General features: G+C 36.4%; 13 protein-coding genes and 1 pseudogene. All 14 read left to right on the top strand.

Translation table 11 applies throughout. The features are described from left to right. Positions 1–56: 56 nt before the first annotated feature. The 14 genes and pseudogenes from CP363_RS04880 to CP363_RS04815 all read left to right on the top strand — a co-directional run bounded on the left by CP363_RS04880 (position 57) and on the right by CP363_RS04815 (position 15,003). Positions 57–1,016 (top strand): glycoside hydrolase family 68 protein, encoded by a 960-nt coding sequence (locus CP363_RS04880; RefSeq protein ID WP_233187132.1) that lies wholly within the window; start codon positions 57–59, stop codon positions 1,014–1,016. A 409-nt stretch (positions 1,017–1,425) separates the two neighbouring features. Next, positions 1,426–1,695, top strand: a complete 270-nt coding sequence (locus CP363_RS04875) for a type II toxin-antitoxin system RelB/DinJ family antitoxin (RefSeq protein WP_098035914.1) — start codon at positions 1,426–1,428, stop codon at positions 1,693–1,695. After that, positions 1,695–2,000 (top strand): type II toxin-antitoxin system YafQ family toxin, encoded by a 306-nt coding sequence (locus CP363_RS04870; protein WP_098035913.1) that lies wholly within the window; start codon positions 1,695–1,697, stop codon positions 1,998–2,000. The genes CP363_RS04875 and CP363_RS04870 overlap by 1 nt, the downstream gene beginning before the upstream one ends. A 102-nt stretch (positions 2,001–2,102) precedes the next feature. After that, entirely contained in the window at positions 2,103–3,275 is a 1,173-nt protein-coding gene (locus tag CP363_RS04865; RefSeq protein ID WP_098035912.1) for a methyltransferase domain-containing protein, read from the top strand. Positions 3,276–3,362: 87 nt separating this feature from the next. Next, positions 3,363–4,400 (top strand): dTDP-glucose 4,6-dehydratase, encoded by a 1,038-nt coding sequence (gene rfbB, locus CP363_RS04860; RefSeq protein WP_098035911.1) that lies wholly within the window; start codon positions 3,363–3,365, stop codon positions 4,398–4,400. Between the two features lie 2 nt (positions 4,401–4,402). Then, a pseudogene (gene rfbA / locus CP363_RS04855) lies at positions 4,403–5,287 on the top strand (glucose-1-phosphate thymidylyltransferase RfbA). A 22-nt stretch (positions 5,288–5,309) separates the two neighbouring features. Continuing rightward, positions 5,310–5,918 (top strand): dTDP-4-dehydrorhamnose 3,5-epimerase, encoded by a 609-nt coding sequence (rfbC, locus tag CP363_RS04850; protein WP_098035910.1) that lies wholly within the window; start codon positions 5,310–5,312, stop codon positions 5,916–5,918. 16 nt (positions 5,919–5,934) lie between these two features. Further along, positions 5,935–6,918, top strand: coding sequence for a dTDP-4-dehydrorhamnose reductase (rfbD, locus tag CP363_RS04845; protein ID WP_098035909.1), 984 nt, complete (start codon positions 5,935–5,937; stop codon positions 6,916–6,918). A 218-nt stretch (positions 6,919–7,136) separates the two neighbouring features. Continuing rightward, on the top strand, positions 7,137–7,718 hold the full coding sequence (locus CP363_RS04840) for a hypothetical protein (RefSeq protein WP_089146268.1): 582 nt from the start codon (positions 7,137–7,139) through the stop codon (positions 7,716–7,718). Continuing rightward, a complete protein-coding gene (locus CP363_RS04835; RefSeq protein ID WP_089146267.1) occupies positions 7,708–7,962 on the top strand; it encodes a hypothetical protein in 255 nt (84 codons plus the stop codon). Before CP363_RS04840 ends, CP363_RS04835 begins: the two co-directional genes overlap by 11 nt. Then, positions 7,959–8,366, top strand: a complete 408-nt coding sequence (locus tag CP363_RS04830) for a protein-export chaperone SecB (RefSeq protein ID WP_089146266.1) — start codon at positions 7,959–7,961, stop codon at positions 8,364–8,366. The genes CP363_RS04835 and CP363_RS04830 overlap by 4 nt, the downstream gene beginning before the upstream one ends. Positions 8,367–8,554: 188 nt before the next feature. Then, positions 8,555–9,064, top strand: a complete 510-nt coding sequence (locus CP363_RS04825; RefSeq protein WP_098035908.1) for a hypothetical protein — start codon at positions 8,555–8,557, stop codon at positions 9,062–9,064. 28 nt (positions 9,065–9,092) lie between these two features. After that, complete coding sequence (locus CP363_RS04820) at positions 9,093–9,692, top strand: hypothetical protein (RefSeq protein ID WP_089146264.1); 600 nt, start codon at positions 9,093–9,095, stop codon at positions 9,690–9,692. Positions 9,693–9,966: 274 nt separating this feature from the next. After that, entirely contained in the window at positions 9,967–15,003 is a 5,037-nt protein-coding gene (locus tag CP363_RS04815; protein ID WP_098035907.1) for a S8 family serine peptidase, read from the top strand. The last annotated feature ends 13 nt before the right edge of the window (positions 15,004–15,016 follow it).

Genomic DNA, 15,016 nt, shown 5'->3' with positions numbered 1-15,016 from the left:
GGACTTGAGCTTTTTAATTATTTATTCAACTTACCGCAAAAAATTATACACTTAGCTTGAAGCTGAAGGTTAACAAGAAGAAAAACACAATTTCGATAGCTAAGAGAAGTCACCGCCATGTTTTATTCGAAGGTGACGGCTATCACTATCAGACATACAAGCAATGGAAGTCTACCAACAAAGGTGCAGATAACGTTGCTATGCGTGATGCGCATGTGATTTCTGTTGGTGGTCAACGCTACTTAATTTTTGAAGCTTCAACAGGTAGCAATAATTATCAAGGAGAAAATCAAGTCTATAACTGGAAGAATTATGGTGGTACGCCTAAGCAAGCTTTACAAAACTTCTTGAAGGTAACCGCTAATGACGACATGAGGAGTCGTGCAACATGGGCTAACGCTGCTATTGGTATCATTCGCCTGACCAAGAATGAGAATAATCCTAAAGTTGCTGAAGTTTTGCCACCATTAGTTAATAGCTTAATGGTATCTGATGAAATTGAACGTCCAAATATCATTCCAATGAACGGCAAGTACTATTTATTTGCTACAACGCGTTTTAACCGTGGTACTGGTGATGATTTGTGGCAGCAAGCAGATGCCAAAATTGGTGACAATGTTGCCATGCTTGGTTGGGTTTCAGACCACTTAACTTATGGTTATAAACCACTTAATGGCGACGCAGCTGTCTTGGTAGCTAGTGTTCCATTTAACTGGAGAACGTCAACTTACTCATACTATGCTGTTCCAGTTAAAGGCAACAAGAAGGAAGTATTAGTAACTTCATACATGACTAACCGTGGTTTTGCTTCCGGCCCTAACAAGCGCTCAACAATGGCACCAGCATTCTTAGTAAGAATTGATGGTGATACTACCAAAGTTGAGAATATCGCTACAGCCCAAGGCGACTGGGTTTACGACAAGAAGAGCAAGCGCAAGTCAATGATTGCGAAAACGATTCGCGGCGCGCATTTGAAGGGCGAACCGATTGACCATAGTTTGCTTGTGAATGTGTAGAGTTGTATTGATTTTTAGTGCAATGTAAGGTTAGAATTTAAGTGTTAATTTCTGTGGTGAGACAATTAACAAGTTTGCGGTCTTTGCTCTTATGAACGAAGGTCGCTTTTATTTTGGCGTCGTATCTTTTAAGACATTATTGTTTGTTAATTCAAACAAGCTTTAAAAAACAATATTTTCGTCTTTAATATCAAGATCAAATCTAATACAATTATTAGTAGAGGACATAGCACACACCTTTATTTATAAAATGTTTAGTGGAATAGATTTTTTATTACCAAAGGATTGAAAGAGGACTATGTCCTCTTTTTTGATGGGGTGAAAAAGCTATTTTTTAGAGAAAAAATAAGCATATTATATATACTTTTTATATAAACAATCTATAATATGTATTTAAGAGGTGATAAATATGAGCGAAACAGCAAATTTCAATATGAAACTTCCTAAGAGCATGAAAGATGAAGCGCAGGCTACTTTTAAATCAATGGGGATGGATATGGCAACAGCTACCAGGCTTTTTTATACTGCTGTAATTCAACAACAAAAGTTGCCATTTACTCCAAAAGCAGATGATGGTGCACTGCAAGTAGTTAAAGAAATACATGATGAACAAAGTAATGGAAAAGTTTATTCTTCGGCGGAAGATTTTGCTAAAAATTGGTTAAAGGATTTGGATTAATGGAAGTAATACCGAAGAAGTATTTTTTAAGAACAGCCAAGAAGTATAAAAAGAAACATTATGACTTATCAAAAGTCAATAAAGTAGTAAGTCTAATCGAAAAAGAAGATTTTGACCAATTATATACTAAACATAAATTAGGTGTTATACACGGAACGCATCCTCCTTTGTATCACGTTCATGTTGATCGAGCTTATAATGACGATTGGCTGTTGTTTTATTTTGGTGCCGATAACAAAATTTATTTATCGGCATTAGGTGATCATAATCTAATTGAACATATTTCTAAGATATTTAATGATTAATTTGTAATGAAATAATTTCATCCCGGATTTAAGATTTAAAGAACTAATGAATGAAGAAAAATAAATTCTTGGACTAATTTGCGTTCCATAAAGATAATTAACATGACTAAATACTACACAAGCGGCGAATTTGCGGAAAAAGCTCATGTCTCGATTCGTACAATTCGCTATTATGACCAGAAGAATTTATTAAAGCCAGCTGCGCGTACTAAGAGTGGTGCGCGGCGATATACAGATCAAGATTTTGCCAAATTGCAACAGATCTTGCTACTGAAATATCTGGGTTTTTCACTTAATGAAATTCGAGAGATGACGATCGGGGCGGGGGATGCACAATTTTTACTGGGTTCCTTGCAAATTCAAAAGCGCTTGGCTGAAGAACGGCTTGAAGAAATGAAGAATGTGATTACGGCAATCGATTCAACAAGTCAGGCGTTGAAGTCTAACCAGCAAGTTGATTGGAGTCAAATGCTTGAATTGATTCACTTAACTGCGATGGATCAGTCGCTTAGTATGCAATATAAAAATGCCACCAATATCTCTGCCAGGATTCGTTTGCACCGAGATTATTCAGTTAATCAAGAAGGCTGGTTTCCTTGGCTTTTTAGTAACTTACATTTGAAGCCAGGGATGAAAATCCTAGAGCTAGGAGCAGGCAATGGCGCATTGTGGTCACAGAATATTGCTAAAGTATCAAAGAATGTAACAATAGTTCTATCGGATATTTCAGAAGGAATATTGGCTGATGCAAGAAAAGCGATTGGCGATCATCCCCAGTTTCAATACTCTGTTTTTAATGCTCAAAAGATCCCCTTTGCAGATAATACTTTTGACTTAGTAATTGCTAATCACATGCTTTTTTATTGTGATGATATTCCAAAAGCGCTGCAAGAAGTGCAACGCGTGCTTAAGCCTGGTGCTACTTTTACTTGCAGTACTTATTCTCAAAAGCATATGCATGAAATTACAGATTTAGTGCAAAACTACAATGCTAATATTGTATTATCTTCCACTAAATTATATGAGCGTTTTGGCTTAGATAATGGGCGTCAAATATTGAAGCCATATTTTAAAGATATTTCCTGTCACAAATATCAGGATGCAATTGAACTTTCAGACTCAATGCCCATTATTTCTTACATATTATCTTGCCATGGCAATCAAAACTCGATTTTGCTTGATCATTATCAGGATTTTAAACAATATGTAGAAAAGCAAGTTAAAGATGGGTTCCACATTACCAAAGATGCAGGCTTTTTCAGTTGTAAAAAGTAGCATCTTTTTATTTTATCCTCTTGAAGGTGACGTAACGTAATGTTATATACTGCAAATGAATTAAGTTTTTTGTAGCGGAGGAATTATATGAAAGTTATTGTCACTGGCGGAGCAGGTTTTATTGGCTCAAACTTCATCTTTTACATGATAAAGAAGCATCCCGATTATGAGATTATTTGCTTAGATAAGTTAACCTATGCAGGTAATTTATCAACCCTGAAGAGCGTTTTAGACAAGCCTAATTTTAAGTTTGTCAAGTTAGATATTTGTGATCGCGAGGGTGTTTACAAGCTTTTTGAAGAAGAAAAGCCCGATGTAGTTGTCAACTTTGCTGCTGAAAGCCACGTTGACCGTTCTATTGAAAACCCTGAGATTTTCTTAGAAACCAATATTATTGGTACTTCAGTCTTAATGGACGCATGTCGTAAGTATGGCATCAAACGCTTCCACCAAGTTTCAACTGACGAAGTTTATGGTGATTTGCCACTTGATCGTCCAGATCTCTTTTTCCACGAAGATACACCACTTCATACTTCAAGTCCTTACTCATCAAGTAAGGCTAGTGCAGACTTGTTGGTTGGTGCCTATGGCAGAACTTATAACTTGCCAGTAACCATTTCACGTTGTTCTAACAACTATGGTCCATATCAATTCCCAGAAAAGTTGATTCCATTAATGATTCAACGTGCTTTGAATAATGAAAAGTTGCCTGTGTACGGTGATGGTGAAAACGTTCGTGACTGGCTTTATGTTGAAGATCACTGCAAGGCAATTGATCTAATTTTGGAAAATGGTAAGCCAGGTGAAATCTACAACATTGGTGGTCACAACGAAATGCACAATATTGAGATCGTTAAATTAATTTGTGATTACTTAGATAAGCCATATTCATTGATTGAGCATGTAACTGACCGTAAGGGACACGATCGTCGTTACGCTATCGATCCAGATAAGATCCACTCAGAATTAGGCTGGTTGCCAGAGACTATGTTCAAGGATGGAATCAAGAAGACTATTCAATGGTATTTGGATAACAAAGAATGGTGGGAAAACATTATTTCTGGTGATTACCAAAATTACTATGAAGAAATGTATGGCAGTAGAAAGGTATTAGATAAGAAGTAATTATGAAAGGAATTATTTTAGCTGGTGGCTCGGGAACGCGCCTTTATCCATTAACTTTAGTTACTAGTAAACAATTATTGCCTGTCTATGATAAGCCAATGATTTATTATCCATTATCTACTCTGATGTTGGCGGGGATTAAAGATATTTTGATTATTTCAACTCCAGCTGATACGCCAAGATTTGAGGAATTATTGGGTGATGGTTCTCAATTTGGGCTTAAGTTAAGCTACAAGGTTCAACCAAGTCCAGATGGTTTAGCATAAGCATTTACCTTGGGAAAAGATTTCATTAATGGTGAGCCTTGCGCCATGATTTTAGGCGACAATATTTTTTACGGTAATGGTTTTACCGAATTGCTTAAAAACGCTACAGCTGATGCACAAAAGGGTAAAGCAACCGTCTTTGGTTATTATGTCAATGATCCAGAGCGCTTTGGTGTGGTTGATTTTGATCAAAATGGCAAGGCTGTCTCAATTGAAGAAAAACCGGCCCAGCCTAAGAGCAATTATGCCGTAACTGGATTATACTTTTATCCTGCTGGTGTTAGTGAAAAAGCTGCACAAGTTAAGCCAAGTGCACGTGGTGAATTGGAAATTACCAGTTTAAATGAAATGTACTTGAATGAAGATGATCTAAATGTGCAATTATTGGGTCGTGGCTATGCTTGGCTTGATACGGGAACAATGCAAAGCTTAGTAGATGCAAGTAACTTTGTTAAAATGACGGAAGAACGCCAAGGCGTGTCAATCTCCGCGCCAGAAGAGATTGCCTATATTCATCAGTGGATTGATAAAGATGAATTGCTATCTGCAGCCAAACACTATGGTAAAAGTCCATATGGGCAACATTTAAAGTCAGTTGCGGAAGGTAAATTACGTTATTAAGATTAGAAGAAAGAAGATAAACATGGGACAAATTAAAGTAGAAAAAAATGTCGGTGGTATCGAAGGATTAGCTGTAATTACTCCAACTGTTCACGGTGATGATCGTGGTTACTTCATGGAAACTTTTAATCAAAGAGATATGATGGATGCTGGCTTTAGTATTAATTTTGTGCAAGATAACCAATCAAGTTCAACCAAGGGGGTATTGCGTGGACTTCACTTCCAAAAGCATTATCCACAAATTAAGCTGGTTCGTGCTGTTCGCGGTAGCGTTTTTGACGTTGCTGTTGATCTTCGTAGTGAATCAAAGACTTATGGTAAATGGTACGGAGTTGAATTGACTGCAGAAAACAAGAAGCAATTTTTAATTCCACAAGGTTTTGCACATGGCTTTTTAGTATTAAGTGATGTAGCTGAATTTTGTTACAAGGTCAATGATTTCTGGCACCCTAATGATGAAGGCGGTATGGCTTGGAATGATCCTGAAATTGGCATCAAGTGGCCACACCTAAAGGGTGAATATCCAGGCAGCCCTGATGCTTCTGGTTATACTTTGGATGATGGCACTAAGTTAAATATGGCTGAACGTGATCAAGAATGGAAAGGTTTAAAGGATACTTTCAAGTTTTAATTAGTGAGGTAAATTAATGAAAGTTTTTGTAACTGGAGTTAATGGTCAATTAGGTCACGACGTGATGAATGAATTGGCCAAGCGTGGCTATGAAGGTGTAGGTTCAGACCTTGCTCCTGAATACAGTGGCGTTGAAGACGGCAGTGCTGTTACCAAGATGCCATACGTTTCTTTAGATATCACCGATGCAGATGCAGTTGACAAGGTAATCACTGAAGTAAATCCAGACGTAATTATTCACTGTGCAGCGTGGACAGCTGTGGATATGGCTGAAGATGATGACAAGGTTGAAGCTGTTCGAATGGTTAACGTTGGCGGTACGCAAAACATTGCTAATGTTGCCAAGAAGTTAGACGTACCAATGGTTTACCTTTCAACCGATTATGTATTTGACGGTCAAGGCACCAAGCCATGGGAACCTGACTTCAAGGGTTACAAGCCATTGAACGTTTATGGTGAAACTAAGTTAGGCGGCGAAAAGGCTGTTGCCGATATTTTAGACAAATACTTTATTGTGCGTATCGCTTGGGTATTCGGTGTTAACGGTTCTAACTTTATCAAGACTATGCTCAAGGTTGGTTCTAACCATGATGAAGTTAAGGTTGTTGATGATCAAATCGGTACGCCAACTTACACCTTTGACTTAGCTCGCTTGCTCGTCGACATGATCGAAACTGACAAGTACGGTTATTACCACGCAACCAATTCTGAATTATCAGCAACCGAAAGCGGTTATGATGAAAATGGCACTAAGACCGGCTACATTTCTTGGTACGACTTTACCAAGGAAATCTACCGTCAAGCTGGTTACGACACCAAGGTAACGCCAGTTACCACTGCCGAATATGGTTTGTCCAAAGCAGTTCGTCCATTTAATTCTCGTTTGGATAAAAGCAAACTAGTGGATAATGGCTTTAAGCCATTGCCAACTTGGCCTGATGCCGTTAAGCGGTATTTAGAAATTTTGAAGAAGCAAGGCTTCTTTGACAATTTGAAATAGATGGAAAATGAGGCATTTGGGATGCCTCATTTTTTGTTTAAAGTAATAAATTTAAGGAATCATTCCTCCTTACACAAACTATTTTACAGTCTCTTAATAACAGTTAAGACATTATCACTTATTAATCACAAACACATATTAAACTATCAGATTATTTTATATTATTTGATAAATTTCTACGATATAATGTAGGTATATCAAATACTTAGGAGGTAACAGTGCTATATCATGGTACCACTCAGCTTAATGCTAGGCGCATAGAAAAGGATGGCTTCCATGTTCCTATGCTTGATATACTAAATGTTGAAAGAAATAAAAGAAATTGGAATAAATCGATTGGATCTTTAGGCTATGGATTGTATACTTTTGAAAATGATCCTCAATTAGCTTATGAATTTGCCAGTAAATTCGACCCAAAAAATCCAGTTGTATTTGAATTGCCTAATATAATACCGGAAAAGAATCTATTAGATTTAACAGATCCAGATACTAATCTATTATTTAGAAAGTTTTGTGAAGATGAGCGTAATTCTAAACATGGTGAACGGATTTACGATCATGTTAGGCACAGAGGAAAAGTAAAATCTTATGCTGGTGTTATGACAGAATTATTTATAATTTTTCTTAAAAAGAAATATAAGATAACTACCTTAGGAGTTAAAAGATGGACAGAAACTGATTTACCGGGTGTAAGATATGGTGTAGGAGCTAATGGAATTGAAGTAACCGTTAGAAATGCTCAACTTATTAATATGGGGAAAATAAATATATTAAGAAGGGAAGATATTTATGGATCTTAGCAAAGTACATTTTACTGAAAAAGATGTTCAAGATTTTATGGATAGTTTAGATATTGAAGCTATTTTAAAAAATATTGATAAGATGCCAAATGATGATGACTATGAATCTTCTTTTTCTCATGACATGGAGTTTAACTTAAAAGAAGAAACTGATAAAGATAAACTTATTTTTATGCAGGACTTAGACGATAAAACGAAATATAGAGTAGTGGTAAAAGATTTTGAAACGGATTTAATAGCATGACAGTTATAAACTTTTTAGGATATTCAGTTAATAAAATGCTTCTTGAACAAAAAGAACCTGTTGTTCAAAATAAACAAACTAAAATTGAAGTAAAACAACATTTTAATGTTAGATATAATGTACAAGATAATAAGGCCAATGTGATTTTATCTTATAATGTTGATAAAGATGCTCCTTTTAAGTTAGATGTAGAGTTAGTAGGTCACTTTTCATTTAATGTAGATGAAGATGCAGGAAATAGAGGATTTAATTATTACTTACAAACAAATGCTGTAGCAATTATGTTTCCATATTTAAGACAAGTTTTAACTACTTTAACCGCTTTAACTAATACAATGACTCCAGTAATCTTACCAACTATTAATATTGCAGAATTATTGAAGTCAACTAAACAAGACCAGTAAAATCAAGTAGCTAATCTATTTTTTGATTGCTATGCGATTACAGGGTAGGATGTGTTTTTTGCACATCCTATTTTTGTACTTTTGAAAGAGCAAGATCATTAAGATTTTGCTGATTAAGCCCGAGTTATAAAAGTTATATTCTAAATAGACTAATCTGTTATATACTAAACAATATGGAGGAGGATATTATGAAGATTAAAAAAAGTTTTGTCCTTTTAATAGGGATGCTGTTTGCTTTAACAGTAGTTTTAACAATTAATCAACCTAAGCAAGTAAATGCATCAGTTTTTCAAAAAACTACAGTACCTAAGAAATTCCGAGGTACTTGGTATGGTTATGATTATCAAAAGAAGCTCAAGGCATTTAAGATTACAAGTTCTAAAATTGTATTAGCTGGCTACGGTGATTTCAGTATGAAGACCAGAACTTATAAATATACTAAGCGTTCACACAATTCACACGCTGACTATAGTTCACACCAGTTGATTAAATGTAGTGGCAATAGAATGTTTATGAGTTATCCAATGGGTGAAAACGCAGCTGCATATGTTACCAACAACAGTAAAAAGCTTTATGTTGGGATCGATACTTGGGTAGACACATATTACAAGAGTAAAGCTACGGCTAAAAAGAATCATCGTGCTGATATTAAAAGAAGTAGAGTAGCCAAGCTTTTTAAATTAGTTTGGCAACAGTAGTATCAAAATTCAACTTGGAGGAAAAGTTATGAAGAAAAAAACTTTATTAGTGATAGTCGCATTACTATGTTTGACTACCGTTTTGGCAGTTTCAAGCAATACTGTAAATGCGGATAGTATTGATCTTAAAGGCAATTATTTATATGATCGGCAAGGCAAAGCACATAAGATTCCGATCACTAGAAGAGGCAATCATACTAAAGCAGCTGAGCGTGTGGCTAAGTTGATTGCTAAATGTGTTGGTAAAAAGGCTGGGGATACGGATTTAACGAGAGTAGACACCGCGGCATACTATGTTTCGTTATTTGCTGCTCGTGATGCATATTCAATGAAGGCTCCATATTATAATAAAGCTTATGGCGTATTCATTGGCGGTTCATGTTCATGTGCCGGTACAGCTGATGCGATGCAAATGGTTTTGAAACAAATGGGCTTTAAAGCTAGACACGTTAACAAAAATAAGTATACACATCAATGGTGCACTTTAAAGATGGATGGCAAAAATGGTTACGCAGATGGTCAGGCCGGTTTTGCCAATTATGGTAGTTACTTTTCTAAGAAAAATAAGTATGTCATGATTCCAGCAACTAGCGTGGCATTTAAGAAAATGAATGGCGAGTTAGAATAATTAAGTTGGATTTTTGAATAAGATAGTTGAGGACTTTGTTCTTTTGAGCAGGGTCCTTTTTCGTCCATAAAAATAACAACTATATTATTTTATGATTAAATGCATATTTTTTAATGGATTGTCTGATAACAAAGGATTCTTAAAAAGATAATTTAAAAACCATGTTATAAAATTAAAAATATATTGTAAGTAAATTATAATCGTGATATTATTTTTCATAACTTGAAAGTGGGATAGATTGAACAACAAGTTTTATCCACAAGGAGGAAAATATATGAATCAGAAAAACATTGATGTTCGAGATTATTCGTACGTATTTTGTACTAAGAAAAGACTTGAATTAGTTCAGGCATGTAAACATAGTAGTGGCTTAGTAGGCTTAAGAAAAAAGTGGGCAACTGCTGCGATTTTGACGTTAGCATCTGGTTCAGTATTTATTTTTTCACCTAATGGTCAAGTTAAAGCCGCAGAAAATAGTAATGTTGCAAAACAAGTATCAAACAGTGAAAAACAGACCAATGTTGCAGATTTTCAGGCGAAACACCAAAGTGGCTTAGCTAAGTCGGCTGGTACAGTTGAGGATAATACGCTTGAATCAAAGCAACAAGAAAATACTCCTGTTTCTACACAAACAAGTGAAAATGGTCAGGTTGAAAAGGCTAACACTCAAACTCAAGCTACTTCAGTAAGTGCAGCTCAAAATAATAACGCTCAAGCTAAAACCCCAACCGACACTCAAGCTGATGCTCAGCCTGACACTAATTCTCAAAATCAAGAAACGCCACCAGCTAACAATCAAGATCACGTAAAAGGCAATGTTCAAAGTGCCTGGGATCAAGGATATAAGGGTGAGCACACAGTAGTTGCCGTAATTGATAGTGGTGTCGATACTAGTCATAAAGATTTTCAAACTATGCCTAAGGATCCTAAGTTAACAGCCGATCAAATGAAGGAATTGATTGCTAAGTTAGGATATGGGCGTTATGTGAATGAAAAGTTTCCGTTTGTGCATAACTATGTTGATAACAGTGAAGATGATATAAAGCCCGAAGCTGATGAGCCTCATGGTCAACACGTCTCAGGGATTATTGCGGCTGATGGTCAACCAGATGGTGACAAAGAATACGTAGTTGGGGTAGCACCGGAAGCTCAATTATTACAGTTGCGGGTCTTCAGTGCTGATGGAACATCACTTGATTTAGCTAAACAAATTGTTGATGCTGTTAATCTAGGTGCTGATGTAATTCAAATGTCTCTTGGTGGTGGTGTAGCTGCTGCTGATTTGGGAGTGGCTGATCAAAAAGCAGTTCAATATGCAGTTGATCACGGTGTAATTGTTTCGATTTCAGCATCAAATAATGGGAATGCAGCTTCTGTTGATAATACTAGTCATATTACTGATTCAGATTATCAATCAGGAGGAAATGCTGGTAATTATGAACCATTTAGTTCAAGTACTGTTGCTGATCCGGGTGCATCACGCAATGCAATTACTGTAGCTGCTGAAACTTCTGATACAGGTAAAGACAGTGACATGGCTTCTTTCAGTTCATGGGGACCATTGCCTGATTTTACCTTAAAGCCGGATATTTCAGCTCCAGGATCTGATGTGACTTCTTTAGCAAATGATAACCAATATACTAAGATGAGTGGGACTTCAATGGCTGGTCCATTTGCTGCAGGAGCAGCGGCTTTAGTTAAAGAACGACTAGCTAAAACTAATCCTGAACTAAAAGGTGCAGAGTTAGTTAAGGCAGTTAAAGCATTGTTAATGAATACGGCTAATCCACAGACTCAGAATGGGTATACTACACCAGTTTCACCTAGAAGACAGGGTGCAGGTCAAATTAACGTAGGGGATGCAACAGCTTCACCGGTATACATTACTACTGATGATGGCACTGGGGCACTTAGTTTGCGTAAAGTCGGAGAAAATACTGAATTTACTTTGACTTTGCATAACTTGTCAGATAAGGCTCAAACTTATACTTTTGATGATATGGGTGGAGGCTTTACTGAAAAGAGAGAAAAGGATAGCGGAATCTTTTACGATGTTCAACTCGCAGGAGCAAATGTTTATGGTGCAGATGCTGTTACCGTAGCACCAAAGTCAGATGCACAAGTTAAATATACTTTAAAATTATCTAATTTGAAGCCTAATCAATTAGTCGAAGGATTCTTAAACTTTACAAATACTGAAACTAAGAAAACATTGGTAGTGCCATACTTAAGTTATTATGGTGATATGACCAATGAGAATGTCTTTGATAATAATGCCAATGAAGATAATGACATCCAAGGCAATCGTTGGACTAATGAGGATAACTATCCACGCGGAATTGCTGATCAAGACTCACTTAAAAAATTAATTAATGTGGATGGTCAATATAATTGGCAAGAAGTAGCTAAGTTATATGAAAGTGGTAAGGTTGCCTTTTCACCCAATAACGATAATAAGAGCGATTTAGTTCGACCTTATGCATACCTTAAACAAAATGTTGAAGATCTTAAAGTGGAAATCTTAGATGCCAAAGGTAATGTAGTAAGAGTTTTGGGTGATTCTCATGGAATTCAAAAGTCATATCATGCCGATGGCGAAGGTACCGTTGATATGGGATACTCGGCCTCAGATGCATCTGTTTTTGACTGGGATGGTAAGCTTTACGATGCTAAAACAGGTAAGATGGTTGTGGCTCCAGATGGAAACTATACTTATCGGTTTGTGGCAACTTTGTATAATGATGGCCCACATAAGGTGCAAACTCACGATACACCAGTTGTAATCGATACTGTTGCACCAACTTTAAGTAATGTTAAGTTTGATCAAGCTACTACTACTTTGAGTGGTGACTATAAAGATACGGGTGCTGGATTTACAAGTTATTCATACGGTACGGTAACTATTAATGATAAAGTATTCGGTTTTAAATTAGATGATCAGGAACAATCAGTTTTTTCAGATCATGATAAAACCTCAGGTCATTTTGAATTTAAGCTGACGCCTGAAGAACTTAATTCATTTTCGGGTGCGGGTAATAAAGTAACCGTTGCAATTAGTGATGTAGCAGATAATACAGCTGCCTTAACTTTAGATGTAGCTGGTCAAGCAGGCAAACCAGAGGTTTCTGTTTGGAATGCTACTAATGGTTTAGCATTTAATCAAAAGATGGAGGATTATGATGCTAAAACCAATACTTATACTCTACGTGGCGGTGCAACAAAGGACTTTTATCTTAATGGCAAGTTGGTTCAAGTAGCTAGTGATCAGTATGCAGTACCTGTTGCTGCTGATGAAAAAATGCCGCTTGTATTCTCAAGTGATCAAGCTGGCCATGACGTATTATTAACCTTTACTCCAGCTACACTTAAGGCAAAATTTGCATGGCAACATGTTGATGGAGAAAAGAAGAGCTTCGGTCCAGAAATCTATTCAGTATTTGGTTCCAATGATCAGGATATTGTTGTTCAAGCAGCAGTGACTAAAGGCGATAATGTTCAAGCATTTGCCCAAGATTATTTCACTAAAGAAATTTATACTGCTACTGTCAAAGATGGCGTGGCAACATTCCATATCCATACAAGCATTAATAAGGGAAAAGATGGTAAATTTAACCGTGCTTTGTTAAAGGGATGGACTGAAATTGATGGGCCAACCTTTAATGATAAGCAAAAGACAGCCACGACGGATATTAGCGATGAAGTTTATATCGGCGTTTACTACGATCCTACTCATGTTGACAAGCCAGTTTATACTAATCGAGATCAATTAGGAGTTAATGTGACTGATGAAGTAGCAGATGAGGATGCTTTTGGTCCTACACCATATCCAGGGTATGAGCCAGAAGATAAGTCTAACCCAGACATTCATTTTGACTATTTGACAGATGGTGGCGTATCTAATCTTGGCTTAGAAGCAGTTGAAAATGGCTATTATGATCCTGCTACTAATGACTTTACTTTGACTGGTCATGTTGATTCTAACGTTGTTAGCTTAACAGCAATGGTAGCTAGTGGATTTGAAAATGATCCTAATAATCAGATTGATATTCACAATAATGGTAAATTTACAATTGTCTTTAAGATGCCTCACACAGGTCATAGATATGTGCAATACATCTATAAGACCACTGATGGTACCGAAAAACGTGGATCAGTTGGTTTGATTTTAGATATAGTTAAACCTACATTATTAGTTGATCAACTCGGCAATCAAGATGAAGCAGAATTTACAACTAATAAGCCAACCTTTAAGCTTTCTGGCGTAGCTAACGATAATCTGGATGGCTATAAATTCTATCTTGATGGTGATAATTTATTCAGCCAATTTAACGGTTCTGGCTACGATTATGTCGCGGGATTATATGCTAGTCCTGACACAACTAACGATTATGGCTCACACAAGTTTGAAAAAGAAGAAGTACTTGATGATAATCATGGTCAGCCAACAACACATGTCTTTACAATTGCAGTAGTTGATCAATTGGGCAATAAAGTAGAAAAGAAAGTAATCGTCCATTACGACCCTAACTTTGTTGAAACTCCTGTTGTTGATCCTGATCAAAATAACGGCAATGCTAATCATAATGATAATGGGCAAGCTCCTGTGACAGTACCTACATCAACCACCGAAAATTCATTTGAGCAGGGAAATTCAACTCAATCTGATGTTAAGAATGATGTTACTCCATCACTTGCTGATGCTGCTAAAGAAAAGACCTTCGTTTTAACTCACGCTGCACTAGTTTATGATCAAGATGGACAGGTTCTTGCAACTAATAATAAAGTTCAACGTCTTGAGAAGGGAGCAACTATTTCTGCCTGGAATAATGGCCAAGTAGTGAAAATCAAGGAACAGCAATTCCTTCAAGTAGGAACTAATGCATATGTTAAATTAGCTAATACCTTTATGAAGAAATTAGTTGTAAGAAATGCTTATGTTTACAATGCTAGTGGCAGAGCATTATCAGTTGATGGCAAGATCAGATTGATTAAGAAGGGCCATTATGTTTATGTATGGAATAATGGTGAACTCTTTGAGATCCATGGCAGAAAGTATTACCGAATTGGTGAAAATGCCTACATTAAATTAGCCAACCTTCAAGCCACTAAGTATGTTTTATTGAAGAAAAATGCTTATGTCTATGATCATAATGGCCAAGTTGTCAAAAATCATACTAAGCGTGTCCTGTTAAAGAAAGGAACTAAGCACGGCGTATGGAATAATGGCAAAACTGTTTTAATCCATGGTAAGCGTTTCTATCAATTAGGACAAAATAGCTATGTTAAAGTTGTAAATGCTAAACTATTGTAAAAAGTAAATACAC

It is taken from the genome of Lactobacillus sp. UMNPBX12 (assembly GCF_002553955.1).
Taxonomy (GTDB): Bacteria; Bacillota; Bacilli; order Lactobacillales; family Lactobacillaceae; genus Lactobacillus; species Lactobacillus crispatus.
The sequence above is the reverse complement of the archived record's forward strand: the minus strand, read 5'-3'. Positions and strand labels throughout refer to the sequence as shown.

Excerpts from the sequence above, each read along its gene's own strand:
- rfbB (WP_098035911.1), top strand. The coding sequence starts at position 3,363 with ATGAAAGTTATTGTCACTGGCGGAGCAGGTTTTATTGGCTCAAACTTC.
- CP363_RS04865 (WP_098035912.1), top strand. The coding sequence starts at position 2,103 with ATGACTAAATACTACACAAGCGGCGAATTTGCGGAAAAAGCTCATGTC.
- CP363_RS04825 (WP_098035908.1), top strand. The coding sequence starts at position 8,555 with ATGAAGATTAAAAAAAGTTTTGTCCTTTTAATAGGGATGCTGTTTGCT.
- CP363_RS04820 (WP_089146264.1), top strand. The coding sequence starts at position 9,093 with ATGAAGAAAAAAACTTTATTAGTGATAGTCGCATTACTATGTTTGACT.
- CP363_RS04815 (WP_098035907.1), top strand. The coding sequence starts at position 9,967 with ATGAATCAGAAAAACATTGATGTTCGAGATTATTCGTACGTATTTTGT.
- CP363_RS04830 (WP_089146266.1), top strand. The coding sequence starts at position 7,959 with ATGACAGTTATAAACTTTTTAGGATATTCAGTTAATAAAATGCTTCTT.
- CP363_RS04875 (WP_098035914.1), top strand. The coding sequence starts at position 1,426 with ATGAGCGAAACAGCAAATTTCAATATGAAACTTCCTAAGAGCATGAAA.
- CP363_RS04835 (WP_089146267.1), top strand. The coding sequence starts at position 7,708 with ATGGATCTTAGCAAAGTACATTTTACTGAAAAAGATGTTCAAGATTTT.
- rfbD (WP_098035909.1), top strand. The coding sequence starts at position 5,935 with ATGAAAGTTTTTGTAACTGGAGTTAATGGTCAATTAGGTCACGACGTG.
- rfbC (WP_098035910.1), top strand. The coding sequence starts at position 5,310 with ATGGGACAAATTAAAGTAGAAAAAAATGTCGGTGGTATCGAAGGATTA.
- CP363_RS04870 (WP_098035913.1), top strand. The coding sequence starts at position 1,695 with ATGGAAGTAATACCGAAGAAGTATTTTTTAAGAACAGCCAAGAAGTAT.